This is a genomic window from Fictibacillus barbaricus (assembly GCF_014635025.1).
GTDB classification, from domain to species: domain Bacteria; phylum Bacillota; class Bacilli; order Bacillales; family Fictibacillaceae; genus Fictibacillus; species Fictibacillus barbaricus.
Genome location: NZ_BMCE01000002.1, coordinates 1,503,540 through 1,529,675, shown reverse-complemented (window position 1 = coordinate 1,529,675; position 26,136 = coordinate 1,503,540). Strand labels below are relative to the sequence as shown.

The 26,136-nt window shown below is 41.1% G+C and carries 26 protein-coding genes and 1 riboswitch; of the genes, 18 read left to right on the top strand and 8 right to left on the bottom strand.

The window, feature by feature from the left end; genetic code table 11:
• Positions 1-92: 92 nt before the first annotated feature.
• Entirely contained in the window at positions 93-920 is an 828-nt protein-coding gene (locus IEV52_RS17240) for an HAD family hydrolase (protein ID WP_188403708.1), read from the top strand.
• Positions 921-997: 77 nt separating this feature from the next.
• Positions 998-2,263 (top strand): M48 family metallopeptidase, encoded by a 1,266-nt coding sequence (locus IEV52_RS17235; RefSeq protein ID WP_188403707.1) that lies wholly within the window; start codon positions 998-1,000, stop codon positions 2,261-2,263.
• Between the two features lie 194 nt (positions 2,264-2,457).
• On the opposite strand, the gene motB is transcribed toward IEV52_RS17235, so the two are convergent.
• Both motB and motA read right to left on the bottom strand, forming a co-directional pair.
• Complete coding sequence (motB, locus tag IEV52_RS17230) at positions 2,458-3,231, bottom strand: flagellar motor protein MotB (RefSeq protein WP_188403706.1); 774 nt, start codon at positions 3,229-3,231, stop codon at positions 2,458-2,460.
• Complete coding sequence (gene motA, locus IEV52_RS17225; RefSeq protein ID WP_188403705.1) at positions 3,224-4,009, bottom strand: flagellar motor stator protein MotA; 786 nt, start codon at positions 4,007-4,009, stop codon at positions 3,224-3,226. Before motA ends, motB begins: the two co-directional genes overlap by 8 nt.
• 289 nt (positions 4,010-4,298) lie before the next feature.
• Here motA and IEV52_RS17220 point away from each other — a divergent pair, with 289 nt between their 5' ends.
• A complete protein-coding gene (locus IEV52_RS17220) occupies positions 4,299-4,850 on the top strand; it encodes a TlpA disulfide reductase family protein (protein WP_188403704.1) in 552 nt (183 codons plus the stop codon).
• A 256-nt stretch (positions 4,851-5,106) separates the two neighbouring features.
• Complete coding sequence (locus tag IEV52_RS17215) at positions 5,107-6,528, top strand: ATP-binding protein (RefSeq protein WP_188403703.1); 1,422 nt, start codon at positions 5,107-5,109, stop codon at positions 6,526-6,528.
• A 37-nt stretch (positions 6,529-6,565) separates the two neighbouring features.
• On the opposite strand, the gene IEV52_RS17210 is transcribed toward IEV52_RS17215, so the two are convergent.
• A complete protein-coding gene (locus IEV52_RS17210) occupies positions 6,566-7,204 on the bottom strand; it encodes a CAP domain-containing protein (protein WP_188403702.1) in 639 nt (212 codons plus the stop codon).
• 89 nt (positions 7,205-7,293) lie between these two features.
• Positions 7,294-7,827, bottom strand: a complete 534-nt coding sequence (locus IEV52_RS17205; protein WP_229754329.1) for a histidine phosphatase family protein — start codon at positions 7,825-7,827, stop codon at positions 7,294-7,296.
• 104 nt (positions 7,828-7,931) lie between these two features.
• Here IEV52_RS17205 and IEV52_RS17200 point away from each other — a divergent pair, with 104 nt between their 5' ends.
• Positions 7,932-8,561, top strand: a complete 630-nt coding sequence (locus tag IEV52_RS17200) for a hypothetical protein (RefSeq protein ID WP_188403701.1) — start codon at positions 7,932-7,934, stop codon at positions 8,559-8,561.
• 253 nt (positions 8,562-8,814) lie between these two features.
• On the opposite strand, the gene IEV52_RS17195 is transcribed toward IEV52_RS17200, so the two are convergent.
• From IEV52_RS17195 to IEV52_RS17185, 3 genes are read right to left on the bottom strand one after another with little or no spacing between them, the layout of a single operon-like run.
• The gene (locus IEV52_RS17195; protein ID WP_188403700.1) at positions 8,815-9,804 is read right to left on the bottom strand and encodes an NAD-dependent epimerase/dehydratase family protein; all 990 of its coding nucleotides are present in this window, start codon (positions 9,802-9,804) and stop codon (positions 8,815-8,817) included.
• Positions 9,805-9,816: 12 nt separating this feature from the next.
• Positions 9,817-11,064, bottom strand: coding sequence for an MFS transporter (locus tag IEV52_RS17190; protein ID WP_188403699.1), 1,248 nt, complete (start codon positions 11,062-11,064; stop codon positions 9,817-9,819).
• 1 nt (position 11,065) lies between these two features.
• A complete protein-coding gene (locus IEV52_RS17185; RefSeq protein ID WP_188403698.1) occupies positions 11,066-11,662 on the bottom strand; it encodes an ArsR/SmtB family transcription factor in 597 nt (198 codons plus the stop codon).
• A 173-nt stretch (positions 11,663-11,835) separates the two neighbouring features.
• On the opposite strand from IEV52_RS17185, the gene IEV52_RS17180 reads away from it, so the two are divergent.
• From IEV52_RS17180 to IEV52_RS17150, 7 genes are all read left to right on the top strand, one after another.
• The gene (locus IEV52_RS17180; RefSeq protein ID WP_188403697.1) at positions 11,836-12,303 is read left to right on the top strand and encodes a MarR family winged helix-turn-helix transcriptional regulator; all 468 of its coding nucleotides are present in this window, start codon (positions 11,836-11,838) and stop codon (positions 12,301-12,303) included.
• Between the two features lie 170 nt (positions 12,304-12,473).
• Positions 12,474-13,625 carry a stage II sporulation protein P gene (gene spoIIP, locus IEV52_RS17175; protein ID WP_188403696.1) on the top strand — a complete coding sequence of 384 codons (1,152 nt, stop codon included), beginning with the start codon at positions 12,474-12,476 and terminating at the stop codon, positions 13,623-13,625.
• A gap of 486 nt (positions 13,626-14,111) precedes the next feature.
• Complete coding sequence (gene cls, locus IEV52_RS17170) at positions 14,112-15,614, top strand: cardiolipin synthase (protein WP_188403695.1); 1,503 nt, start codon at positions 14,112-14,114, stop codon at positions 15,612-15,614.
• Positions 15,614-15,778: a hypothetical protein gene (locus IEV52_RS17165; protein WP_188403694.1), complete on the top strand. Its 165-nt coding sequence runs from the start codon at positions 15,614-15,616 to the stop codon at positions 15,776-15,778. The genes cls and IEV52_RS17165 overlap by 1 nt, the downstream gene beginning before the upstream one ends.
• A gap of 113 nt (positions 15,779-15,891) precedes the next feature.
• Positions 15,892-16,674, top strand: coding sequence for an undecaprenyl-diphosphate phosphatase (locus IEV52_RS17160; RefSeq protein WP_188403693.1), 783 nt, complete (start codon positions 15,892-15,894; stop codon positions 16,672-16,674).
• A 77-nt stretch (positions 16,675-16,751) separates the two neighbouring features.
• A riboswitch (cyclic di-AMP (ydaO/yuaA leader) is annotated at positions 16,752-16,909 on the top strand.
• A gap of 137 nt (positions 16,910-17,046) precedes the next feature.
• Positions 17,047-17,703, top strand: coding sequence for a potassium channel family protein (locus IEV52_RS17155; protein WP_188403692.1), 657 nt, complete (start codon positions 17,047-17,049; stop codon positions 17,701-17,703).
• A gap of 3 nt (positions 17,704-17,706) precedes the next feature.
• Complete coding sequence (locus IEV52_RS17150) at positions 17,707-19,059, top strand: TrkH family potassium uptake protein (RefSeq protein WP_276208306.1); 1,353 nt, start codon at positions 17,707-17,709, stop codon at positions 19,057-19,059.
• A 106-nt stretch (positions 19,060-19,165) separates the two neighbouring features.
• Here IEV52_RS17150 and IEV52_RS17145 read toward each other — a convergent pair whose 3' ends face one another.
• Complete coding sequence (locus IEV52_RS17145; RefSeq protein WP_188403691.1) at positions 19,166-19,624, bottom strand: hypothetical protein; 459 nt, start codon at positions 19,622-19,624, stop codon at positions 19,166-19,168.
• Between the two features lie 182 nt (positions 19,625-19,806).
• Here IEV52_RS17145 and hutP point away from each other — a divergent pair, with 182 nt between their 5' ends.
• From hutP to IEV52_RS17115, 6 genes are all read left to right on the top strand, one after another.
• Positions 19,807-20,241 (top strand): histidine utilization transcription antiterminator HutP, encoded by a 435-nt coding sequence (gene hutP / locus IEV52_RS17140; RefSeq protein WP_188403690.1) that lies wholly within the window; start codon positions 19,807-19,809, stop codon positions 20,239-20,241.
• A 105-nt stretch (positions 20,242-20,346) separates the two neighbouring features.
• The gene (gene hutH / locus IEV52_RS17135; protein ID WP_188403689.1) at positions 20,347-21,873 is read left to right on the top strand and encodes a histidine ammonia-lyase; all 1,527 of its coding nucleotides are present in this window, start codon (positions 20,347-20,349) and stop codon (positions 21,871-21,873) included.
• A 14-nt stretch (positions 21,874-21,887) separates the two neighbouring features.
• Positions 21,888-23,549: a urocanate hydratase gene (gene hutU, locus IEV52_RS17130; protein WP_188403688.1), complete on the top strand. Its 1,662-nt coding sequence runs from the start codon at positions 21,888-21,890 to the stop codon at positions 23,547-23,549.
• A 15-nt stretch (positions 23,550-23,564) separates the two neighbouring features.
• On the top strand, positions 23,565-24,836 hold the full coding sequence (gene hutI / locus IEV52_RS17125) for an imidazolonepropionase (protein WP_188403687.1): 1,272 nt from the start codon (positions 23,565-23,567) through the stop codon (positions 24,834-24,836).
• Positions 24,811-25,785: a formimidoylglutamase gene (gene hutG / locus IEV52_RS17120; protein WP_188403686.1), complete on the top strand. Its 975-nt coding sequence runs from the start codon at positions 24,811-24,813 to the stop codon at positions 25,783-25,785. The genes hutI and hutG overlap by 26 nt, the downstream gene beginning before the upstream one ends.
• The gene (locus IEV52_RS17115) at positions 25,778-26,038 is read left to right on the top strand and encodes a helix-turn-helix domain-containing protein (protein WP_188403685.1); all 261 of its coding nucleotides are present in this window, start codon (positions 25,778-25,780) and stop codon (positions 26,036-26,038) included. Before hutG ends, IEV52_RS17115 begins: the two co-directional genes overlap by 8 nt.
• Positions 26,039-26,136 lie beyond the last annotated feature (98 nt).

Genomic DNA, 26,136 nt, shown 5'->3' with positions numbered 1-26,136 from the left:
TAACATACAGGATTAGTAAAGTTGTGTCAACGTACATTTCTTTACTTTTTAAGAACGAGAAAACTACAATGAAATAGGAGGAGGGATTTGTCATGAAACACATCATTGATGAAGCAAAGCTGCTTATATTTGACCTTGACGGCACACTTTATGAGGATACTGACCATTTTGATTATTACTGTAGATTGATGCAGAAGAGGGTGCCTGAACAGAAACAAGAAGCATTCTGGAATACATATGAAAGCATGAAAAAAGGGACACATCCTGTAGTGATTGGCAAGGTATACGATATTCAAAATGATACAAGTGTGACAGTTGATCCGATGACCCTGCAAGTTACAAAAGTAACATCATTTGACGGACAAGAGTGGCCAGAAGAAAAAGTGAACCAGGAATACGCTGGCGAACTTGTATATGACTTTGAGCGTCTGATTGCGATCGGTGATGGCTGGTGGCTTCCGTATGCAACAGCTATGCACTTTGGATTAAAACAAGCGGATACATGGGAATGCTACAATGCCACAAAAGAATATATGGTTACCGATCAGTTTCAGTTAACGAAAACACCAGGACTTAAAAAGGCCTTGGAGCGTTTGAAAGAAGAGAAACAGCTGGTACTTTTAACGAATAGTGAAAAAGTAGATGTAAAACGGCTTTTAAATGAACTTGAGCTTGATGGAATATTTCATGCCCTCTATACGGAAGGGCAAAAACCGCTTAAAACAAGAAACATGATGGAGGCAATATTAGATGAGTTTCAAGTACATCCTCATGAAGCAGTTTCCATCGGCGATAATTTTATAAATGAAATTGCTCCTGCTCTTCTTTTAGGGCTTAAGGCTGTGTACATTCAGCCAAATCGCATCGAAGTAGAACACGAGAACCTTCACATCGTGCCGACACTTACCAATGCTCTGTAAATTTTATTTACAAAGCTTGTTCTAATTTGGACAAATTGCCCTACACTTTATAGTAGGTATAAAAGGGGGCGTGAGCTTTGAGAAAATCGTTCGTTTTTTTAATCGGCTTTGTGATCTATGCTGGTTTGATGTGGTTTTACCTGTTTCAAGGAGCAGATTCCGCATTGCCCGGTCATTTAAAGGGTTCTGCTGCAGATCCGGCAGTATTTATGACTGACAGAGAACTTGAGTTGAGTACAGGTTTTTCAAGAATTAAAGATTTTCTATACTTTATTTCGGTTCCGCTCGAATGGCTGATTTATCTTTTTGTCCTTGGCTTTGGACTTTCGAAGTGGTTCCGCAAAGCATCCAGCGGATTAACAAAGTTTTCAATCGTTCATACAGGGATCTATGTGCTCCTTCTTTCTTTCGCAAGCTGGTTGTTAACGTTCCCGCTGCGCTATTACAGCTTTACCGTTTCTAAAAGCTATAACATTTCGGTGCAGTCGTTCCACAGCTGGATGAGGGATGGTCTTGTAGATTTTTGGATCAGCTGGCTCCTTACTACGGTAATGGTCGCTGTAATGTATTGGCTCATTAAAAAATACGAAAAAAGATGGTGGGTTTTCGCATGGCTGCTGTCGATTCCGTTTACGGTATTTCTTTACTTTATCCAGCCCGTTGTGATCGATCCTTTGTATAACAAGTTTTACCCGTTACAGGATGAAGCGTTAAAAGAAAAAATCCTGGATATTGCAGAACGAGCAGACATACCAGCAGAAAATGTATATGAAGTGAATATGTCTGAAAAAACGAACGCACTCAATGCTTATGTAAATGGAATAGGATCTAACTTAAGAATTGTTCTATGGGATACAACCTTAAATAAATTAACAGATAACCAGGTACTATTTGTTATGGCTCATGAGATGGGGCATTATGTTATGAACCATTTGTACTGGAACCTGATTTCATCCATTGTTCTTTCCTTTTTAGGACTGTGGCTCGGGAATATCATCTATCGAAAGTGGATTGAAAAGTACGGTAAAGCATGGGGGATAAAAGGGGTAGGAGACATTGCGGCGTTGCCTGCACTGCTTCTGATCTTTTCGTTGTTAAGCTTTGCGGTTTCTCCAGTGGAGAACGCCGTGTCTAGAAAAGCAGAACGAGACGCGGATCTGTATGCGATCCAGATGACCAATAATCCAAAAGCGGCAGTCGGTGCCTTCCAGGAGCTTGCGACCGTAAGTTTGAGTGAAGTAAACCCGCCTAAGGTCGTGAAGTGGTTCTTATACGGTCACCCAACCATGCTTGAACGCCTTCATTTCTTAGAAAGCTATAAAACAAGTAAAACAACAGAGTAAAAAGAAAAACTGGCTCTTGGAGGATGGGAAACCACCTCGGTGAGCCAGTTTTTTTATTATAGGCGCGATTTATGCTCGTTCAGCGGAATTTATGCTCGTTCAGCAGGATTTATGCTCGCTCAGCGGAATTTATGCTCGCACACCAAAATTTAGCGCAACTCCATATCCACATGCGTCTCAGAACATTCAGTGCTCTACTGCACAGCCTGCAAGTTTACATTCGGCAGCACCAAAACTTCAACACGGCGGTTCTTGGCTCGGCCTTCAGCTGTTTTATTATCTGTTTTGGGCCTATACTCCCCATATCCACTTGCACTTACTTGGTTTGGCCTCAGACCTGGATTCTCTAACAGGACTCGCATAAAGTTAATTCCTCGTAAAGCGCTAAGTTCCCAGTTTGATTGAAAGCTGGCAGTACTGATCGGAACATTGTCAGTATGACCAGCAATGACAATATTTCGAGGAGGAGTGGTTACGAGCAGATCAGAAAGCTTTTTGCCGATCTCCCTTGAACCAGGCTTAACCGTTGCACTTCCGGAATCAAATAATGCATTGTCTAAGATGGTGATCAATAATCCGTTCTCTGTTAGTTTTGTCTGGAGACTAGAGGTAAGTTCGTTCGACTGAATGTATGCGTTGATCTTCTTCTCCAATTCCTCAAGTGCCTCCAGCTCTTTTTTTGCTTCTTCCAATCGTTCTTTTTCTTCTTTGGAGATTACTTCTTTTTGAGCATCAGGTATCGGATTGGAGTCTGGTGTCGGAATAGGTGCCTGTTCTTCCATAACTCCAGTACCGCTTGTAAACTCATTGCGAAATGCGCTCGCCATCTGTTTGAATTTTTGAGCGTCGATCTCACTCATAGCAAACAGGACAATGAATAGAGCGAGAAGAAGTGTAAGCATGTCCGCATAGGGGATGAGCCAAGACTCATCAACATGCTCCTCATGATGCTTTTTCTTTTTAGCCAACAGAACCACCCGCTTTGTATTGATCGCGTTCGCTAGTCGGAATGTAAGTCAGAAGTTTTTCTTCTAAAATTTTTGGAGAAGTTCCATCTTGAATCGATAACAATCCTTCGATCATGATCTCTTTTACCATGACTTCTTTTTTTGATTTTCGCTTTAATTTATTGGCGAATGGGTGCCATAGTACATATCCGGAAAAAATCCCAAATAATGTAGCGATAAAAGCTGCTGATATGGCATGTCCGAGAGCTGTAATATCTGCCATGTTGCTTAATGCGGCGACTAGTCCTACTACTGCCCCTAATACACCTAATGTTGGAGCATATGTACCAGCCTGTGTGAAAATCGTCGCGTTGCTTGCATGACGTTCTTCCATAGTTTCAAGATCCTTCATCAGTACGTCTTTAATAAATTCTGGCGGCTGACCATCTACGATCATCTTAATGCCTTGCTGTAAAAAAGGATCATCGACTTCTTCTGCCCTTGGTTCTAGGGCGAGCAAGCCTTCCTTACGGGCAATCGTTGCCCATTCAATAAAAATCGTTACAAGATCCTTCATATCAATAAGCTTTTGTTCTTTAAATAAGATTTTGAAAAGAGCAGGTATTTTTTTAATCTCATTCATAGGAAATGCGATAAGTATAGCAGCAGCGGTTCCAGCAAAGATGATTAATAGTGCTGCCGGGTTTAACAGTGAAATGGGACTGACCCCTTTTAAAACCATCCCAATACCAACGGCGATGATTCCTAGGACGACCCCTATTAAGCTTGTGCGATCCATAATGATGTGCCTCACTTTATCTTTAAATTCTGTATCAATATTACATGGCTGTATTTTCTTTTATATCGGAAAGATAAAGCGAAACTTAATGATAAAGATCGAAAATATGTGATCCGAATCATTTTTAGAAACGTTAGCTATGTGCCTCCATCATAAAAAAGGACAACGATTCCCCGAAACAACAGCTTAAATCTAAGTTGTTGTTTTTTGTTAGGCGGGGAACTTTGCAGTTAATAATATAAATCCTCTATAATAAGTAAAGCCATTGCATGCGAAAAGAGGTATTACAATGAAGATCAAGCCCTTTATTATCATTCTTATTTTTGCCGGACTTATTGGACTTGCCATTTATACAGCTCAAGAAAAAAAGGAAGAGCCCGAAACAGCAGCCCACGTTGAGGAAGACACAGGATTAAAACCAGGAAGTACTGCTCCTAACTTTACTTTAAGAACATTGGATGGTAAACAAACGCAATTAAAAGAGTATCGAGGTAAAAAAGTAATCTTAAACTTCTGGGCTACTTGGTGCCCTCCTTGCAGAGAAGAAATGCCGGAAATGCAAAAATTTTATAATGATTTCAAAGGTAACAATGTAGAAATTTTGGCTGTTAATCTGGAGTATTCTGAAACAAAGCGAGAAAAAATCAGTGATTTTGTGGATGAATATAGTCTTTCTTTTCCCATTCCGCTTGATGAAAAGAACACAACCGGCAAACAATTTAGAGCAGTTTCCATCCCGACGAGTTACTTTATTGATGAAAAAGGGATCATTACAAAAATGCATATAGGTCCTATGGACTATGAATTTATGAATAATGAAATCGTGAAGATGGATAGGTAAGGATTGTTAAAGCCTTTGTAGATTTATTTACAAAGGTTTTTTTTTATATGTTTAGTTCAGCTCCTAATATCTTTTTCAAGAGAAGTAATTCTAAAGACCCGTTTCTGACTATTGAAAAAATGGGAAAGTTGACCAATAGGGAAAAGGTATAAATTTGTCGAAAGAAAGATATTAGTGGAAATGAGGGATGATCGGTTAACTCAGACAACTGTTCAAGCAACTGATTTTGATTCTGTAAGAAGAAGGGGACAACTTAATGAACAAGCAATATGAAGAAGTCGATATAAAACGTATTGCCGATTTTCACAACACACTTTCCCATTGCCCTATCCATCTTTTTGGACTTAAAAGAGAGGGTGAAGGTGATTATAAGTTTACATATTCTGCTGGATCCATGCTTGATGAGTCAGGGATTTCGGTAAAGCCGCTGCCAGGAACAAACTTACATGACCTTTATTCCAAGGAATTAATTGCAGGTTGGACAGATCAGCTAGAAAAAGCCTTTTCAGGGGATACCCAAACTGCTGATATAAATTTAGGAATTCGAACAATCCGGACAACGATTTATCCTGTTTTCGGAAAGAACCATGATGTGCTTGAGGTTGTAGGGACATCATATATGGCGTCTGAAACAGATGCTCAACTTACATTAGAGCAAAATCTTAAAAAGTTCAAACAGTTGTTTAATCACGCGCTTGAAGCGATCGTTTTATGCCGGTCTAATATGGAAATTGCAGAGGTAAACGATCGTGCATGTGAACTGTTGCAGCTATCTAAAGAAGAACTCATTGGAAAGAGTGCAGAAGCATTCTTTATTAAAAATGGAAAAGAAGTGATCCGAAGCAAGTGGGAAGAAGTTTTACATGGGAAAAAAATAACCGGTGAGTTTCGATACAGAACACCTGATGGTTACGTAAGAGAAATTGAATATTCATGTGAAAAGGACATCGTCGATCACTTGCATGTAACCATATTAAAAGATGTAACAGATCAAAAGTTAACAGAACAGAAGCTGTTAAAGGCAGAAACACTAAATGTTGTGGGTGAACTTGCAGCAGGAGTAGCACACGAGATACGTAATCCTTTAACTTCCTTAAAAGGGTTTGTTCAGCTTATTCAAAATCAAACGGATGATTTTAATCAATATTTGTCCATTATCTTGTCGGAAGTGGACCGAATCGAACACATTATAAAGGAATTTTTAGTACTTTCTAAGAGCAATTCGCAAAATTTTGAGATGGCTTGTGTAGCAGATATTATAAGAGACACAGTTGACCTATTAAATACACAGGCCATCATGAAAAACATTGAGATAAAAACAGAAATTGCAGACCAGCTGCCACTCGTGTTTTGTGATCCAATGCAGCTTAAACAAGTTTTTATTAACTTTGTTAAGAACGCTATCGAAGCTTCTTCGGTAGGTGGCTGTGTAGAGGTCAAAATAAACTTGTGTGAGAAAAAGGAATGTGTGAAAATCCAGATCCGTGACTATGGATGCGGAATGGATGAGATTGTGCTCAAGAAGATAGGGAAACCTTTCTTTACGACAAAAGATGAAGGAACAGGACTTGGGTTAATGGTAAGTACAAATATTATTAAGCATCATAATGGTAAACTTGATGTAAAGAGTAAGAAGGGAAAGGGAACTGACTTCATTATTTCTATACCTGTTAAATAAAAAAGCTTTCCCGGCCGGGAAAGCTTTTTATCGTTTATTATCCTTTGAACAATTGAACGAACATCTTACCATATTGTCCACCGTCCACTACACCGATACCAACGTTTGTGTAGTCAGCTTTCAGGATGTTTTCACGGTGACCTTGAGAGTTCATTAAGCTAGTGTGAGCACCTTGTACAGATGAGTTTCCTGCTAGGTTTTCACCAGCTGTTTTATATTCAACACCAAATTGCTTCATCATATCAAATGGAGAACCGTATTTTGGTGAGTTGTGATCAAAATAGTTGTTGTCGATCATATCTTTTGCTTTAACACGTGCTACCTTTGTTAATTCTGGATCAGCTTTTAATGCTGGCAAACCTTGCTTTTCACGTTCTTGGTTTACAAGATTAAGCATTTGTTGCTCGTCTGCAGTAAGTTCTGCACTTGTTTCAGCCTTTGGAGCTTCTTCAGCTGGAGCTTTTGTTTGCTCTTGCTGAGGTGCTGGAGCTGGTGCCGGAGCAGCTTGTTGTTCTTGTTGTTGTGGAGCTGGTGCCGGAGCAGCTTGAATTTGTTGCTGTTGTGGCTGATTATAATTTAAAGAAGCAAATGGGCAAGATGATGCCGCTTCTGAGATTCCTGCGTTTGCGCCGAATAGGGAAGCGCCAAGTACTGATGCTACTACTAACTTTTTCATAAGATGTTTCCCCTCCTAATAAATTATCTTACGTGTACATGTTTCGGGACTTTTGTAGGAGGGTTGGGGGTCTGGAATTATGTACCAGTTTAAGACGCCCACAACTTGGATACAGCATTTTGGGATACATCAATAAGGTAGACATCAGGGTTGGATAAAAGCTCCCATTCTTTAAATCCAAAAGCAGGTTCAAACAAGTTAATCAAGAGACTTAGAAGGTTTCCGTGGGTCACGATTAAGACGGACTCATATGAATTTGATTGCAGATCTTTAATGAAGGACATGATTCTTTGCTTTGCTTCGTATGTCGATTCTCCACCAGGAAACTTTAAGTGTTCTTCCTTATATGTACGTTCTAAATTTTTTCTCCAGTTCGGATCAGATTCTGCAGAAAGTATGCGTTCTGCAAGACGTTCATCTATCTTTATATGTAGTCCATTCTTTTCTGCAAAAGGTTTTATCGTGTCGATCGCTCGTTTAAAAGGACTAGAGATCACACGATCGAACTGTTTGTCTTTTAGGAATTCAACAAGTTCTCTTGCCTGCTGTTCACCCTCAATCGTTAACGGAGCATCGCTTTCTTGACCTTCTGCTTTACAATGTCTGACTGCAATGATTTTCATGATACATCCTCTTTTCTGATTAAACATTTGTTTAAACTTTTCGAGACGTTAAACGTAAAACCTTCCCGAATACTATAAATGTTGAAAGATGAAGGGAGATTGTTATGTATCCTGAGTTAAACCATTTTAAACAGATGAAGAAAGAATACGATTCTGATATAGCACGTGCACAAGATAAGTGGCAGCAGCTGCATAAACAAAAAGAATGGGCGTCTAATGAATACGAAGAACTTTTAAATGCATATGGTGTTAGAAACTCTAAAATAACGATGGATGATTTAACAGAAGCCAAAAATAAATACCTTTTTGCGATGGAAAAAGAACGTAATGCGATGGAACAATTAGACGATTTAAAAGAAAATCGAGATGACAGGTTGTCTGAGTACTTAAAAACCGTTTATTCTTCACGAGACAGAGAACTTGAAGCTGCGAAAAACAGTATGGAAAAGAAAGCAACTCAGCTCGAGAGGCTTAAAGCGGAATACTTAATGATGGTTCAGCAGATTCAAGAGATACATGCCTACCGTCAATCTGTAGAAAAAGAAACGAATGAAGCCATAACAAGTTATCAGCAATCATATGAGCCTAAAGAGATTCTTCCGTTATATCCTGCCTTATCTCGCCTGGAGATTCCATTGTCAGATATTCAATACGTTTTTCGGAATGGGAAGCTTCCTGATCATTTAAATAAATATATAGTATTTAATGACGATCACAAGCGTTTCCCAAAATAAAAAAAGCCATAATCCTTCGAAAAGGATTATGGTAAAGAAAACCGAACGCATGATGAAGAAATGGGGGGTAGGGAATTGCTCTGCCGGCCTCTTGCCAACAGGAGAGATTTTGTATCTCACAATCCTACTATATGTCCTTCGGTGCCGATTGGTATGGACAAGTGCCATGGGCATTCATGTATTTTTCCATATAATAAAGAAAAACTGGCTTTATCAGATCCACATACCTAATAAAGCCAGTCTTATAAAACAGTTATTTAACTTGTTCTTTCCACTTTTGCAGCAAAGCTTTTTCCTTATCTGGATGAAGGCCGGCCTTCCATTCATCTGGCTTTAATCTTCTGGCTTGTGACCAATCTGCAGTATCTTTAATTGTTTCTTCTATAGGACGAAAAACGAGTCCCTTATTTATCGCTTTCGTGTCATCTGCGTAATTGAGCCCTCGGTATTCTTCGCTTGCGATCCAAAGGGGGACTTCCACCCACTCTCCAACCTTCTCTTCTAAAAGGTAAATTTCTGAAACGTGAACGAGCTTTGAATCTTTTGGACCAGCAACACACTTTTCCGCAAATTCATTGAAATTATAGATTCCCCCGACAGCCTGATAAATTCCGATCTCTTTGTTTTCAGCCATCCGGACGATCCAATTTGCTAAGTCACGTACATCTATAAAACGAACAGTCGGATCTTGCATGGATGGGATTAAGATCTCTCCGCCGCGTACTCCACGGTCCGGCCAATACGTAAACCGATCCGTATAATCATTTGGCCCGACAATTAAACCTGGTCGAATAATTAAAGCTCGGTCAGTAAACACATCAAGCACTTCTTGTTCGCAAGCAGCTTTAAGAGCTCCGTAATGTTCACCGATCTCTGTGACATCTGGATCAGTCAGAACAGCAGTATTGGCTTCTTCTGTAAGAGAGCGAACCGATTGATCTTCATACACAGATACAGATGAGACAAAGATATAAGAATTCACGTTTTGATGAAGAGATTCAGCTGTTTTACGGACTTGTTTTGGAAAATATCCGCATGTATCAACAACAACATCCCACGAATTATTCTTAAGTAACGATAAGTCCTGATCTCGGTCACCAATGATTTCATGGACGTTTTCTATTGTTCCTTCTGCAGCTGTCTTGCCTCTATGAAACAAAGTTACTTCATGGTTGTTTCTTTTAAATGATTCTGCTAGATGTTTTCCTAAAAAACGAGTACCGCCAATAATTAAAATCTTCATTGAATCCACCGCCTATTCCATTTTTCTTAAAGCAGGAAGCTTCCACATGATCAAAAGATTTACGACGACTAAAGATAATGCTCCACTAGCCATGATTTTATCAATGGTAAAGCCGTATGAAATCAGCATAGAGGTTGCAGCGAGTGAAAGTGGGGCCAGGCCCATGCTTGCCATGGTCAACAGTCCCATCAAGCGGCCAAGCAATCTTTTATCAACAGAAGATTGTACCGCTGCAATGAGCGGGATATTAGTTGCTGGAAAAGTAATCCCTATAAAAAAGATAGCGAGCATACAAGCATATAAAGAAGAACTTTGACTGAAAAGGAAAAAGAAAATGTTCATCGTAAATAGTGAGATTGTGACCATAAACCCGCGCCTTCTTTTAATGTTTAAGATGCCGATGATCACAGAACTGATAAGCATCCCAGCAGCCATAGAGCCTTCGATAAAACTAAAATCTAAGGCGCTTCCATCCAATATGTTTTTTACGAAAATCGGTAAACCCATCATCAATGGGCCAGTAACGAAAACATTAAGAAAAATCGTACTTAAAAACAGGGCTTTTAAAAAAGCAGATTGCTTAACTACATCAAGCCCTTCATTAATCGACTGCCACATTCCAGGTTTCTTAGTACTTGAACTCTCAGAGGCTGGAACATTAAGAAGATAGGCAAGTATAGCTGAAACTAGCAACATAGCTGCCGGTACACCGAAAGAAAGCATGTAACCGCCGCTGCTGGCAACAAGAAGTCCGCCAATCATAGGTCCGAGGATAAGTGAGCTTTGCTGGGTAGTCTGGATGACGGAATTGGCACGGGTTAATTGAGAGTTATCAACGATATTAGGCAATAGAGAGCCGTTGGCAGGCCAAACAAAAGCATCCAATGCCCCAAAGAATAATCCAAAAATGATAAATGATAGAAGTGAAAGATGACCAGATGCCAGCATGATAAGCAAACTGACTAGTAATAAGGTTCTTAAGAAATTAGATACGTAAAGTATTTTCGTACGGCTGACTCGATCAGCTAGAACACCTCCGATCGCCATAAAAAGAATCCGAGGGACGTTTGCTGCTATAAATACAATTCCAAGTGAAGCTTCTTTGTCGAGTGTCTTTACAACATACCAGCTTTGAGAAAATTGAAAGATAGCAATGGAAAAAGAAGAACAAATCGTGATAGCCCAAATGAACAAGAAAGACCGCTGTTTAAATAGCGAACTTGATTTATTTTTATCCTCTATTGCTAGTGCTTGTGCCATTTTAATCAAGCTCCTCTTCTGGATATGGAGTGTCTTTTAAAGGAAAAGAAAGCATGAAGTAGTGATGCATCTCACCATCTTCTGGCTCATTTTTCTTAAATTCTGAGATGAGTTCCGAAATTTCTTTTGCTTTTTCGTGCAGCTGCTTTACCTGATCGGGTGAAAGCTTCACATGTCTGTATCCAAATTTCAAGGGGGATTCCGTATATGCCAAAACTTCTGGATCCAGTTTGCGAATCATTGATTTTGTTTTATCCAGCGATACTAAAATGTTTTCTTTTAGTGCGTCAGAGAGTTCGTCTTTAACTGCGTTACGCTGATCAGGCAAAATTTCTGAGATAGAAAACGATTGAGCGACGGGTCTGTAGAACTTTTGTATAATTCCGTTCTTTTCTTCTGTTCTTTCAACTTTTAACAGGCCAACGCGTTCCATCTCTTTAAGATGATAGTGAATCTTGGGTGCAGGTACTTCTAATAAGTCTGAAAGAATTTTTCCAGTCTTCGCTTCGTCTAAGATTTCCCATAGGATTTTGATCCGAAGCGGGTCACTGATAACCTTTAGCTGTTCTATTTCACGTATATGATAAATTTCCTGCATGTTTAACACTCCTAAAACGTTCAAATATATTTGAATGTATCATAATGTAATTATATGCCAACCGTCAATGCTTTTGCACATTATTTGTAAAAAATAGTTCAAATGTTATGAAAACTTTTGTATAATGTTAGTATAATATTCGCATCACAACTTAGAGGCTGGAGGTTCATAGTATGGGGAATAAGGATTTGAAGTCCTATGTGGAGAGGTTGGAGAGAGTACATTATATTGTGTCAAAGCGTTTACACCCGGAGTTTGCGATTGAAAAGGAGTTAACCAAAACACAATTCGTACTTTTAAAGACGTTATGTATAAGAAATAAATGGACCGTTTCAAAATTGGCTGAATATATGGGTGTAAAACCAAGTGCGATAACAGTTGGTGCGGATCGTTTGTACAAGCGGGGGTTTGTCAGTCGTTACCGTAGCGACCTGGACCGCCGAATTGTGTATTTAGAGATTACCGATGAAGGACATGAAATTTTACGGGAAGCTGAAAGTGAAAGAGTTAATTCGATAAGCAGCTATCTAAATCATCTGTCCCCTGAAGAATTAGGCACTTTTATCGATATTTATGAGAAGCTTGCAAGCGGGAATCGAGCAGATTCGGATGAGCTCGTTTATACTTCACAAACCAGTTAAGGAACTGGTTTTTTTCTTTGTCTTAAATTATTTAGATATATTAAATAATCGTATATAGGATTAATTTAAAAAGTTAATGCGCTCTATTATTTTTTCATAGATTTGATTCTATTTGATATTTTCCACGCATAGGATGTGATAGAAACGTAAACAGAAGTGGAGGGCTATTAATGTTTACCCCGCAATTGAATATGAAACGTCTACCTTTATTAGTTGCTGGAGCCATGCTATTTATTGTCGTCGCCACAAGTTTTATCACATCTTTCGAGCACAAATACCGGTTAAGCTCATCAAGCATGCATAAGTGGCTAACAGAATTCTCTGGGGAAGCACTGGTCTATTTTATAGGATGGGAAAACCGCTATTTTACACAGGAACTTCCGAAAGAGAGTGAACCCCCAGCACTTTCAAGTGTACTGTTTGAACTCACAACAAGCATCAAACCTGGAGACATTCGCAGTTTGCTTGGAAATGAACTCCCTGGCTTTGCACTCTACGATTCCACAATCATCGTTGCTGGGGAAGGTACAGATTACACGAACTTAGCCTATGAGTCTCCGCCGCCGATGGAGTTATTATTAAGTGGGGAAGAAGCGGAAGTACAGGACATTGAGCGATTAGAAGATCCAGATCCAGCGGAACCTCAAAATCCGCCAGGGCAAACAACTAGCGGTAAAAAGATAGCCTATATCTATCACTCGCACAGCTGGGAATCCTTCTTGCCGCATTTAAAAGGAGTCACGAATCCTGACCATGCGATTCATTCTAAAGTAAACATCACGATGGTAGGGAAGAAGCTTGGAGAGGAACTTGAGGCTAGAGGAATTGGGACAACCGTGGACACGACGAACATGACAGAACTTCTTAAGAAGAACAACACCGATTATCGAAAGAGTTATCCGATGTCACGAACACTTGTCGAGAGCGCGATGGCGAGCAATCAGGATATTGATCTGATCTTCGACTTGCATCGTGATTCCCAAAGAGGAAAATCAACAACTACTGAAATCAATGGTAAATCCTATGCACGAACGCTGTTTGTAATTGGAACAGCTAACCCTAATTTTGAGAAAAACCAAAACGCGGCAAAAGAAATAAATGATATTCTTAACAAAAAATACCCAGGATTGAGCCGGGGAGTGATCGGCAAAAACAAGACAACTGGGAACGGAGTATACAACCAAGATCTTTCCGAAAATGCTCTTCTTATTGAATTCGGCGGGGTCGATAATAACATGGATGAGCTGTACCGAAGTGCAGAAGCAGTTGCTGAGGCTGTAGCAGAGTATTATTGGAAGCAAAGCGGAGCAAAAAAGGAATAAAAAGTTAGATTATCAGCTGATTCTGGATGGGGGTACCCTGAAGGAGTCAGTTTTTTTGAGGTTTGCATGATTGATGAGCGAGTTGAGGGCAGAATATGAGTGAGTTGATGAAAGATATAAGTGAGTTAAAGAAGAATACGAGTGCAATGTGAAAAAATTTATGCTCGTTCGGAGAGATTTATGCTCGTTCGGAGAGATTTATGCTCGTTCGGAGAAATTTATGCTCGTTCGCGAAGATTTATGCTCGTTCGTAAAAAAAACAAGCCCTCATAGCCACTTATCGCTAACCCTCGTGTTCCATACTGGTCCAATTCCAACTTTAAATCCCCACTCTTAAACAACAATTCCTGCAACTTCCCTAATAGAAGCCTTCATATCTGCAAATAGTAAGAAAAAATGATATAAAAAGAGAGGTGCTCTTGTTTTATTTACAAGGGGAAGGGAATAAAAGAGAAAAGAGAAGATTGTGAAAGAAGGAGCTAGTGAATGAAACGAATCTGGGAATTCTTCCTCACCATATTGTTACTTATCTGCTTATACATCGTTTTCTTTGCAGAAGGATATGTAATCGTGAAAACTACATTTGGGCTCCTTTACACTGCGGTAATTTTGTATACGATTTATTCATTAATGCTTGAGAACAGAACAGCACAACATACGCTTTTATGGATCTATGTTCTGATTCTGTTTCCTTTTATTGGTTATATGTTTTACTTATATTCAGGACAGCTCTACTTAAAGGGTCATCTGTTTAAATCAAAACGAAAAAACGACCGGGAAGAGTGGATCCGGGTTTCTAAGCAAGAGGAAAAACCTGATTTTAGTGATCTAAACAGGCATCAGCAATGCTTTGCTAAACATGCCCATCATATAGCACTAACTAGGTTGAACAAAAAAACGGGTACAAAGATCTTAAAGAACGGACAAGAAACGTTTCCTGAGATTATCCGGAGACTGCAAGAAGCCAAGGAATATATACATATTCAATATTACATCTTTCGCTCTGATCGGCTTGGCAGGGATATAATCGATCTTTTGATTCAAAAAGCAGAGGAAGGCGTTAAAGTCAGATTCCTGTTTGATGGGATTGGAAGCTTATCGCTTCAGCAGCACGATATCGACAGAATGAAGAAAGCGGGAATACTGGTAGAATCATTCTTGCCCGTTCGGTACGGTTTCTTTAACCAAAAAATAAACTTTCGAAATCACCGCAAGATTATCGTTATTGATGGAAAAGTCGGCTTTGTTGGCGGCTTGAATGTCGGAGTGGAGTATTTAGGCGAAGACCCGGACATTGGCTTTTGGCGAGATACGCATATGGTTATGGAAGGGGAAGCTGTTCAAGTCCTGCATGCTATATTCCTGATGGACTGGGAGTATGTTTGCGGTGAGGACTTATTAGAAGACTCACATTTGACGGCTTCTTATCCTGCAGAAGGAGATGGAACAGTCCACGTTGTTGCGAGTGGACCAGATACACAGCTCGGGATTATGAGTGACCTTTATTATTCATTAATCTCGTGTGCGGAGAAATCCATCTGGATCGCAACGCCGTATTTTGTTCCGAATGAAGCAATTCGTACCGCGATGCGAGTGGCAGCCAAAAAAGGTGTTCAAGTCCGGTTGATGGTTCCTGAAATCAATGATGGATTCTTAACACAATATGCTACACGTTCCTATTTCCCAGAGCTTCTTCGGTCAGGGATTGAAATTTACTCATACAAAAAAGGATTCCTGCATCAAAAGGTCATCATTATTGATGGTGACACCGCATCGATAGGAACAGCCAACATGGACATGAGAAGCTTCCACCTTAACTTTGAAGTAAATGTATTTCTGTTAAACACGGCTTCAGTAAATGATTTAGTTCAACAGTATGAAGAAGATATAGAAGAATCAACAAAGCTTCGCCCAGTTGAATTTTATAAAAGAGGACTTTGGGAAAGAACGAAGGAGTCATTTGCCCGTCTTTTCTCGGGTGTCCTCTAGTGATTAGGCCAACTATGCTTCGCCGCTTATCAGAAAACAGTTGTTTTCCTCAGAAGCAAGAAGGTCGAGGAATTGAAGTTTCGAGGAACGACGAGCAAAGACTTGCACGAAGACTGCGAGTTGCGACGAGTAATCGCAGGAGCAGAGAGTACTCTCATACGTGAGTACCGAAGAAACAAAAATGACAAAGAGATTCACCGCTAATCAGAAAACACAGGTATAGAAAATCCCCCTTGCGAATAGGTTGTACGAGACCATCTATCGAGGGGGATTTTTTATGGATTGGCTCGAAGCCCTTATATTAGGTATTATTCAAGGTTTAACGGAATTCTTACCTGTTAGTTCAACTGGTCACCTGCTGCTCGGGAGGCAGGTATTCCAACTGCAGGAAGCGGGTCTTTTTCTCGACAGCATGCTTCACATAGGAACATTGATCGCGGTTATGACCGTTTACAGTAAAGAAATCATGGAAGTTATAAAACACCCATTCAGTAAAACGGGTATTCTGCTTATTGCCGGGACGATTCCAACCGCTGTAATCGGACTGGCTTTTAAAGATTTTTTTGAAGAGATCTCCAAAACAGGGGTAACGGTGGGGTGGGAGTTCCTTTTAACAGGATTGCTCTTATGGTGGGCAGATTCATATAAACGAAACGGGTATAAAGGGATTGAAGACATAACAATTCGGGATGCCCTCGTGATCGGAACATTTCAAGGTGCGGCTATTCTCCCAGCGGTTTCCCGTTCTGGACTCACGATAGCAGCAGCATTATTTTGTAAAATTGATAAAAAAGCAGCAGCCTATTTTTCTTTTCTCCTATCCATTCCTTCTATTGCTGGGGGAGTGATATTACAATCAAAAGACGTCTTTACCGGTACACAGCCACCGATCTCTTTTTCAGCCCTAGCGATTGGATCTTTAGCATCTGCTGTCTTTGGATATATAGCGGTAAAATGGATGATTAAACTGCTCCAAACCGGCACGCTAAAAGGCTTTGCCATTTATGTGTGGATGATAGGCATTATTGTTATCGCCCTGCAATTTACAGGAAAAATGTAAAGTATTTGTTAACCTGTAAAAATGGATTGACAATTAAAACTTGGAGGATTACAGTATATGTAATTCAAAATTTAGCAGGCTTTAGATCGCTGAATTTACAGTCAATTCTTATCTTTGATTGGAAACTGTGAAGCGGGGGAACCAATTTTTTGGGGTGAATTTTGCGCTAAGCAAAAAGGGATACTCCAATCCCTAATCCGACAGCTAACCCCGTAAGCGTCATGTCACTGGAGAGGTCAATTTGGTGAAAAACCGGACCCGCTTTTTTGTGTGGTCTTTTTTTGCGTTTTTTAACTGATTTTGTGAACCTCTTAACCAGCAAGGCTATTGAACAACAAGTATACTTCAGGTAGTTTAAGGGGAGAAATAGTGGTGAAAAAACAATTTGCAGTAATTGGTCTAGGACGTTTCGGCGGCAGCATCTGCCGGGAGTTTGCCACAATGGGGTATGATGTCCTTGCCATTGATAAAGATATGGAAAGAGTAAATGAATTTGCGACGATTGCAACACAAGCTGTTCAAGCTAATTCAACAGACGAAAAAGTAATGAAATCTCTTGGGATTCGAAACTTTAATCAAGTGATCGTCTCCATCGGGGAAGATATTCAATCAAGTATTTTGACAACCTTGCTGTTAAAGGAGGCAGGGGTAAATAAAGTCTGGGTTAAAGCCCAAAACGACTATCACCATAAAGTGCTAGAAAAGCTAGGGGCAGATCGTATTATTCACCCAGAGCGTGACATGGCACTGCGTGTTGCACAGCTCATTTCATCAGAAAAGATCATTGATTTTATTGAATTATCACAAGAACACAGCATTGTAGAGATTGGTGTAACCGATAAATTGGTTAACCAAACATTAACAGATCTTGATGTACGCGCCCGTTTTGGATGTAACATTGTTGCTATAAAACGTGGAGATGATATTTTTGTTTCTCCGATCGCTGATGTTTCTCTTCAATACGGTGATGTACTTGTGGTTATCGGACGCAATGAGGATCTTAATCGATTTGAGGATGAGGGAGTGTAGGCTTTGGCACTGCATGTAAAAAATCGTAGTCGTTTTTTGCAAAATCCAATAAAATTAAGTCCTCCACAATTTTTAGCAACACTTTTTTTGTTCCTCATCTTCATAGGGACCTGTTTATTAAAACTCCCTGTTGCTCATGAACAGTCATTATCTTGGGTTGATGCATTCTTTATTGCTACATCAGCTTCAACCGTTACTGGCCTTGCCACGGTTGATCCAGGCACGACGTTCACAATTTTCGGGGAAGTTGTCATACTGTTCTTAATCCAAATTGGTGGACTAGGTGTGATGTCATTTGCTTCTCTTGTTGTTATCATGATGGGAAGAAAGATTTCGGTTAAACAACGAGTACTTATGCAAGAAGCATTGAACCAGCCTTCAATTGGGGGAGTCATTCGGCTTGTGAGAAACTTATTTGTGTTCTCTATAAGCATTCAGTTATTAGCGGTCTTCTTTTTATCACTTAGATGGGTTCCGGAGTTGGGTGCTGCTAAAGGTATCTATTATAGTGTCTTTCATGCGATATCAGCTTATAATAACGCAGGTTTTGCACTATGGTCTGATGGTCTAATGGGCTATGTAGGTGACCCGCTCGTAAACATCGTTATCTCTTTTTTATTTATTACCGGTGGAATAGGATTTACCGTCTTAGTTGATCTTTGGGTTAGCCGCAAATGGAAAAACCTTTCTCTGCATTCTAAAGTCATGATCTATGCTACATTCATCATTAACGTCCTGGCAATCTTACTTGTGTTTTTATTTGAATTTAATAACCCAAAGACTTTAGGAATGCTTAGCGGAACTGAGAAGTTTTGGGCTTCTTATTTTCAAGGTGTATCACCAAGAACGGCTGGTTTTAACTCTATCGATATGACAGCCATTAATCCAGATACATCCTTATTAATGATTTTGTTAATGTTTGTTGGAGCAGGAAGTACATCTACCGGTGGAGGGGTCAAGCTTACAACATTTGTTGTTATTCTTTTTACAGTAGCAGCTTTTTTAAAAGGAAAAGAAGACACCGTAGTCATGAAGAGGACCATTAGGAATGCTGTCGTGTATAGAGCCCTTGCCATTACTACGATCTCTATTTTGTTTATTTTCGCAGCATTGTTCGTTTTGACTTATGTTCAAAAAGACGTTTCCTTTATGGTCATTTTGTTTGAAGTAGTCTCAGCTTTTGGAACAGTGGGACTCACCATGGGATTAACTTTTGATCTCACCATGATTGGTAAGATCGTAATCTGTGCCGTCATGATATTCGGTAAACTCGGACCACTTACACTTGCGTTCAGCTTAGCCAAGCAAACAAGAGACAATATTCGTTATCCAGATGGTGAAGTATTTACCGGGTAACAAACAAAGAAGCTAACTCTTAAAGGAGTCCTCCTTTTTAATGAGTTAGCTTTTTTTGTTAAAAAACAGGTTAATTACTTTTCGCTGGAATGCTACTCTTTAACCTTTACGCATGCAGTAATAGGGTTAAACGGTTTTTATACTTTTCTCTCTGCGTATCATCTGATGTATTATGCCAATTGTGAAGCGTTTCGTTGATCAGCTGCTTAACCATATGCTTGGTCCAAACAACATACGCTCCATATATGTCTCCTTTAAAAAAGCTCGTTAACATATTGTTCTCAGGGCCAAAAAAGAATCCGAGCTGATCATGGATGAGTGTGGCTTCTTCCATTTTAAATGGCATGATTTTATCTGATAATGTAAATTGGTAGGAGTTGTTTTCCTTCTTAATAAATGAGATGGCATATAATTGACCATCTGGCAGAAAACCCTTTGTTGTAGGTAAAAGCAATAAAGGGTTATGTTTTTTGTCGTAGGCAATAAAGAAGTCATTCACATTTTCTTCAAACTGTGGAGTTCGTGACATAGAAGCAAGTGCAATTTCCTTTTGTACGTTTAACATATAACAACCCTCATTCCGTTATATTTTTATAACTAGTCTAGCCGCTAGATTGATAGATTATACGTATCATTTTCTTTACTGTACTGCTGTGATAAGTTGTTGAAAGGGAATTGACGGACTAATTGTAAACGCATACACTAGAGGTAGTTATTAGCCGTGAGCAGAAAGAGTGGGTTCATGTAATGGCATTATCCAATGAAAGATTGATCGGAAAGATGGCCATGTTAGGTGTTTTAGATGAAAGCTATCTGCCAGAGATCGAAAAACGGGGCTGGAAGTATTGCGTAGGCAAAGCCGGTTCGATGGATTCGCAAAAGGTAGTAGCGGCTATTGAAACAGCGGCCAAAAATGAAAATGTGATTCAAAGCGGAATCTATCGTGAAACACATTCCTTATACCATGCCATCATGGAAGCGTTTCATGGTGTGACAAGAGGACAAGTTCAGCTAGGAACAGTTCTTCGGACGGTTGGACTGCGTTTTATTGTAGTCCGTGGCAATCCTTATGAAAAGCTTGAAGAGGGCGACTGGATAGCTGTTGCCTTATACGGAACGATTGGAGCACCAGTAAAAGGATTGGAGCATGAAGCAATCGGTCTGGGTATTAATCATATTTAAATAGTGGCCCATAGCAACTAGTGATGAGGGGGCGTATTCGAAGGTAAGTTTTCTTTCGGGTGCGCTCTTTTTGTTTAAACAAATCTTTTTAAATGAGGGATGACGATGGTTACTTTAACAGGGAACACGCTTTCGATGGAAGAGATCAAGCGAATTCTGGATGAGAACGAAGCTGTAGAAGCATGTCCGGTGAGTATGAAAAAAGTGGCGGACAGCAGGAAAGCCGTTGAAGAAATTGTAGCTTCAGGCAAAGTGGTGTATGGCATTACAACAGGCTTCGGAAAATTTAGTGATGTACTGATATCAAGAGATGATGTTGAAACACTGCAGCTTAACTTGATCAGAAGCCATGCATGTGGAATTGGTGATCCCTTTCCTGAGACGATCAGCCGATTGATGCTTATTTTAAGAGCAAACGCTTTATTAAAAGGACTATCAGGCATTCGTCCAATCGTTATTGAAAGATTGCTAAAGTTTGTGGAAAAAGGTGTTCATCCTGTTGTACCTCAGCAAGGATCACTTGGGGCAAGCGGCGATCTCGCCCCACTGTCCCATTTAGCACTTGTTTTAGTAGGAGAGGGAGAGGCGTATTACAAAGGGGAGCGTCTAGCTGGACATGATGCCCTAAAGAGAGCAGGGATTGAGCCTGTCGTCTTAACTGCAAAAGAGGGCCTTGCCTTGATCAATGGCACACAAGCCATGACAGCTCAAGGAATTGCAGCCTATTTAGAAGCAGAACGCATCGGGCTCATGGCAGATGCCATAGCTGCGTTAACGACAGAGAGCTTAAAAGGGATTACAGATGCTTTTGATGAAGATGTCCACCTTGCAAGGGGATATAGAGAGCAAGTAGAAGTGGCAGAGCGGCTTAGAACGTATTTAGAAGGAAGCCGGCTGACAACAAAGCAAGGTGAGATAAGAGTGCAGGATGCTTATTCCTTAAGGTGCATTCCACAAGTGCACGGTGCCTCGTGGCAAGTCCTTGGCTATGTAAAAGAAAAGCTGGAGATCGAGATGAACGCAGCCACGGATAATCCGCTTATCTTTGATAAAGGAAACAAGATCATCTCAGGCGGTAACTTCCATGGACAGCCGATCGCTTTTGCGATGGATTTCTTAAAGCTTGCCGCGGCGGAATGGGCGAATATTTCTGAGCGCCGGATTGAGCGAATGGTCAATCCGCAGTTAAGTGACTTGCCTGGTTTCTTAAGTCCGAATCCAGGTCTTGAGTCAGGTGCGATGATCATGCAATATGCTGCCGCTTCTCTTGTGTCAGAAAATAAAACACTTGCTCATCCAGCGAGTGTTGATTCCATCCCGTCATCAGCCAACCAGGAAGATCACGTGAGCATGGGGACCATCGCATCAAGACATGCAGCTCAGATCATTGCAAATGCAAGGCGGGTACTCGCGGTAGAGTTGATCTGTGCCATGCAGGCCGCTGACTTCAGAGGCCCTGAAAAGCTCGCGCCCAAAACAAAGGAAGTCTATGACCATGGCAGAATCGTTTGTCCAACGATTCAATGTGACCGTATGTTTCACCGCGACATGGAAGCGATCGCTTCTTGGATTCTTGATGCATCATGGAATGACATTTTAATCGGAACAAAAACTCAAAAGTTCGCACATTAAAAGGAGGATTTTACATGTCAAACGTAAAGCATTCTATATCAGCTGCTAGAGGTACAAAATTGTCCGCAAAAGGGTGGGTTCAAGAAGCAGCCATCCGTATGCTCATGAACAACTTAGACAGTGAGGTAGCAGAGAATCCAGATGAACTTGTGGTTTATGGCGGAATCGGGAAAGCTGCACGCAACTGGGATGCCTACCACAAAATCGTAGAAACACTGGAAAGATTAGAAAATGATGAAACACTGCTCGTTCAGTCGGGGAAACCTGTAGCTGTATTTAAGTCACATACGGATGCACCTCGTGTACTGCTTGCGAACTCAAATCTCGTTCCTGCATGGGCAAATTGGGAAACGTTTCGTGATTTAGAAAAAAGAGGACTGATGATGTATGGCCAGATGACAGCCGGAAGCTGGATCTATATTGGGACTCAAGGCATCCTGCAAGGAACCTATGAAACATTTGCCGAAGCTGCACGCAAATACTTTAACGGAACTTTAAAAGGAACGATTACGTTAACAGCGGGACTTGGAGGAATGGGTGGAGCTCAGCCTTTAGCCGTTACCATGAATGACGGGGTTGTTATTGCGATCGACGTGGACGAAACGAGAATTCAGCGCCGACTGGACACAAGATACCTAGATAAAAAGACTGACAGCTTAGAAGAAGCTTTAGCGATGGCAAAAGAATATGCAGCAAAAGGTGAGCCGTTATCCATTGGTTTACTTGGTAACGCAGCTGAGCTTTTACCAAAAATGATTGAGATGGGTGAGATTCCTGATCTTGCTACGGATCAAACTTCTGCACATGACCCATTGCATGGCTACTTGCCAGTTGGCTTTACGATGGAAGAAGGAGCAGAACTGCGAAAACGTAACCCAGAGCAATATATAGAGAAGTCAAAACATTCTATGGCAGTTCATGTTCAGGCTATGCTCGAGATGCAGAAAAAAGGTGCTATTGTCTTCGATTACGGGAACAACATCAGACAAGTGGCATTTGATGAGGGCGTGAAGAATGCATTTGATTTCCCTGGCTTCGTTCCTGCTTTTATCCGTCCACTGTTCTGTGAAGGAAAAGGTCCTTTTAGATGGGTAGCCCTGTCTGGTGACCCAGAGGATATCAGAAAAACAGATGAAGTGATTTTACGAGAGTTTAGTGACAACGAGCACCTTTGCAAATGGATTAAGATGGCTCAAGAAAAAGTACAGTTCCAAGGTCTTCCGTCACGCATCTGCTGGCTAGGTTACGGTGAACGTGCAAAGTTCGGCAGAATCATCAACGAAATGGTGGCAAGCGGAGAACTGACAGCCCCAATCGTCATTGGCCGAGATCACTTAGATTGCGGATCCGTTGCTTCGCCAAACCGTGAAACAGAAGGGATGCTGGACGGCAGTGATGCAGTTTCCGACTGGCCGATATTAAATGCGATGATCAATGCGGTGAATGGTGCGAGCTGGGTATCTGTTCATCATGGCGGCGGTGTTGGCATGGGTTATTCTCTTCATGCCGGAATGGTCGTGGTAGCAGACGGAACAGAAGAGGCAGCTCGCAGACTAGAGCGAGTATTGACAAGTGATCCTGGAATGGGAATCGTGAGACACGCGGATGCAGGGTATGACCTGGCGATTCAAACGGCTAAAGAAAAAGGTGTAGACCTGCCGATGATCGAGAAATAAAAAGGAGTGTGGGATATGCTTGATACAATAATTTTTGCTGGGCAAGTGGTTCTTCCAACGAGTAACGGAAGAGCACTTCGAGGAACAGAAATGAACGAGCTGAAAATAATTGATAATGGTGCTGTTGGAATAAAAGATGGATTGATCGCATTTGTAGGATCGGCTGAGGAAGCAGCTGATCTAGAGGCAAAAGAAACGATTGATGCAGCGGGTAAACTGTTATCACCTGGCTTAGTGGACCCTCATACACATCTTGTGTTTGGGGGATCCCGTGAGCACGAGCTTGCATTGAAACAGCAAGGTGTTCCTTATTTAGAGATTTTAGCGCAAGGCGGGGGAATCTTATCGACTGTTAGATCCACGAGAGAAGCAAGTGAAGAGGCTCTTTATGAGAAGGGGCTATTCCATTTAAACAGATGTTTAACATACGGTGTTACCACAATGGAAGCAAAGAGCGGGTACGGGCTTGATAAAGAAACAGAACTGAAACAGTTACGAGTGGCAAAAAAGCTTAATGAAACACATCCGATCGAACTGGTCTCAACCTTTTTAGGAGCACATGCGATTCCTGAAAACTACAAAGGAAGGCCAGATGCATTTTTAGAAGAGATGCTCTCCATGCTGCCTGTTATCTCGAAGGAAGGACTAGCAGAGTTTGTTGATATTTTTTGTGAAACAGGCGTATTTACTGTTGAGCAGTCTAAAACTTTTTTACAAAAAGCCAAAACAGCCGGCTTTGGTGTGAAGATTCATGCTGATGAGATCGACCCGTTAGGCGGAACAGAAATGGCTTGTGAGATCGGAGCAGCATCTGCCGATCATCTTGTAGGGGCTAGCAAGGAAGGTGTTCGAATGCTTGGTGAATCAGATACGATTGCCGTCCTTCTGCCCGGCACAACCTTTTATTTAGGGAAAGATCATTTTGCACCGGCAAGAGATATGATCGCAAGTGGAGCAGCAGTTGCTCTTTCCACTGATTTTAATCCTGGCAGTTCACCGACTGAGAATCTGCAGTTCATTATGAATCTAGCAGCATTACGATTAAAGATGACGCCGGAAGAAATTTGGAACGCTGTGACGGTTAACGCAGCTTTCGCTATCGGACGCGGTGAAGCTGCGGGGAGTTTAGAAGTAGGAAGAAATGCAGACCTCGTTCTTTGGGATGTTCCGAACTATAAATATATTCCGTATCACTATGGCGTTAACCACGTAAATAAAGTCTGGAAAGACGGAAAGCTAGTAGCAGGAAAAGGAGATGTTCATGCAAACTATACCCTTTCTACGTAAATCAGGAGACGCCCCATTTACCGATCGGGGAATTAAGAAGGCAGGTCAGCTTTTACGGCCTTGGTCAGGGGAGGAAGTGAGTGGAGTAGCGATTGCAGGCGCTCCACTCTCCAAGACATCGATCTCGCATTCGGGTGCCCATTTAACACCCCAGACGATTCGCACGATGATGCAATCGTTCTCTACCTATAGCATCGAAGAAGAAACAGATATGTGGGATCACAATATTACGGATTTTGGTGACATTGGAATGCATGTAACCGATCTTTTTGAATCACAAGCCCGCATCTATTCCGTGTTAAGAGATATTCAGGAACAGCATAAAGACGCGTTTGTTATAACGCTCGGAGGCGATCACTCCGTTTCGGCGGGCGCGATAAAAGCCTTTCAGGAAACAAGAGGACGGGCCGGCATCATCCAGTTTGATGCGCATTTTGATCTTAGAAATACAGAAGACGGCGGACCATCAAACGGCACGCCTTTCCGCCAGTTGATCGAACAAGGTGTGATTGATGGAAGTCAGCTTGTACAGTTAGGGATCCGGGATTTTTCAAATGGCAAGCTTTATCATGATTATGCGAAAGAACAAGGGGTTACAGTTTATACGATGGGCGACATCAAAAGAGAAGGCCTGTTACGTTTGCTGCAAAAATCAGTTGACCAGTTAAAACAGACAACAGAAAACATATACATCTCATTAGATATGGACGTATTGGATCAGGCGTATGCACCAGGATGTCCGGCAATCGGACCAGGCGGTTTGGACAGTGACTCCTTAATTGAAGGCATCCAATGGCTTGCAGGCCAACAGTCTGTTAAAGGGATGGATATCGTAGAAATTGATCCGACCCTGGATTTTCGCAATATGACGAGCCGGCTTGCTGCTTATTTAATCATGCAATTTACACTTTTTTATTCAAAAAGAAAAGGAGGTAACCACCATGAGTGATTTTGGAAGATTTATCGAGACTTCTCGAAAGCAAAAGGGATTGAGTAAATCAGAACTTGCAAGAAGACTCAGCATCACTCCACAGTACATGGCAGATATTGAAAAAGGCAGAATGATCCCGTCTGAGGAAAAGATAGAGAAATTGGTCAAGACGCTGGAGTTAAACGAGAAAGAAGCGTTTAAACTGGCTGATAAATTGCCGTTGCGCGTTTTGGCAGAAGCGAAACAGGAATATTATAAACACGGATCGTAGAAAGCCTGTAAGGTTTTATTCAGGGTCGGTGTCTTCGGCATAACAAAAGCATTTCCTGCAGGTGTACATTCCAGAAGGACATAGAATAGAAGTCAGGT

Bases quoted from the DNA above. Each gene is read 5' to 3' on its own strand.
- IEV52_RS17240 (WP_188403708.1), top strand. From the start codon at position 93: ATGAAACACATCATTGATGAAGCAAAGCTGCTTATATTTGACCTTGAC.
- motA (WP_188403705.1), bottom strand. From the start codon at position 4,009: ATGGATCGCACAAGCTTAATAGGGGTCGTCCTAGGAATCATCGCCGTT.
- IEV52_RS17220 (WP_188403704.1), top strand. From the start codon at position 4,299: ATGAAGATCAAGCCCTTTATTATCATTCTTATTTTTGCCGGACTTATT.
- IEV52_RS17215 (WP_188403703.1), top strand. From the start codon at position 5,107: ATGAACAAGCAATATGAAGAAGTCGATATAAAACGTATTGCCGATTTT.
- IEV52_RS17210 (WP_188403702.1), bottom strand. From the start codon at position 7,204: ATGAAAAAGTTAGTAGTAGCATCAGTACTTGGCGCTTCCCTATTCGGC.
- IEV52_RS17205 (WP_229754329.1), bottom strand. From the start codon at position 7,827: ATGAAAATCATTGCAGTCAGACATTGTAAAGCAGAAGGTCAAGAAAGC.
- IEV52_RS17200 (WP_188403701.1), top strand. From the start codon at position 7,932: ATGTATCCTGAGTTAAACCATTTTAAACAGATGAAGAAAGAATACGAT.
- IEV52_RS17195 (WP_188403700.1), bottom strand. From the start codon at position 9,804: ATGAAGATTTTAATTATTGGCGGTACTCGTTTTTTAGGAAAACATCTA.
- IEV52_RS17190 (WP_188403699.1), bottom strand. From the start codon at position 11,064: ATGGCACAAGCACTAGCAATAGAGGATAAAAATAAATCAAGTTCGCTA.
- IEV52_RS17185 (WP_188403698.1), bottom strand. From the start codon at position 11,662: ATGCAGGAAATTTATCATATACGTGAAATAGAACAGCTAAAGGTTATC.
- IEV52_RS17180 (WP_188403697.1), top strand. From the start codon at position 11,836: ATGGGGAATAAGGATTTGAAGTCCTATGTGGAGAGGTTGGAGAGAGTA.
- spoIIP (WP_188403696.1), top strand. From the start codon at position 12,474: ATGTTTACCCCGCAATTGAATATGAAACGTCTACCTTTATTAGTTGCT.
- cls (WP_188403695.1), top strand. From the start codon at position 14,112: ATGAAACGAATCTGGGAATTCTTCCTCACCATATTGTTACTTATCTGC.
- IEV52_RS17160 (WP_188403693.1), top strand. From the start codon at position 15,892: ATGGATTGGCTCGAAGCCCTTATATTAGGTATTATTCAAGGTTTAACG.
- IEV52_RS17145 (WP_188403691.1), bottom strand. From the start codon at position 19,624: ATGTTAAACGTACAAAAGGAAATTGCACTTGCTTCTATGTCACGAACT.
- hutP (WP_188403690.1), top strand. From the start codon at position 19,807: ATGGCATTATCCAATGAAAGATTGATCGGAAAGATGGCCATGTTAGGT.
- hutH (WP_188403689.1), top strand. From the start codon at position 20,347: ATGGTTACTTTAACAGGGAACACGCTTTCGATGGAAGAGATCAAGCGA.
- hutU (WP_188403688.1), top strand. From the start codon at position 21,888: ATGTCAAACGTAAAGCATTCTATATCAGCTGCTAGAGGTACAAAATTG.
- hutI (WP_188403687.1), top strand. From the start codon at position 23,565: ATGCTTGATACAATAATTTTTGCTGGGCAAGTGGTTCTTCCAACGAGT.
- hutG (WP_188403686.1), top strand. From the start codon at position 24,811: ATGCAAACTATACCCTTTCTACGTAAATCAGGAGACGCCCCATTTACC.
- IEV52_RS17115 (WP_188403685.1), top strand. From the start codon at position 25,778: ATGAGTGATTTTGGAAGATTTATCGAGACTTCTCGAAAGCAAAAGGGA.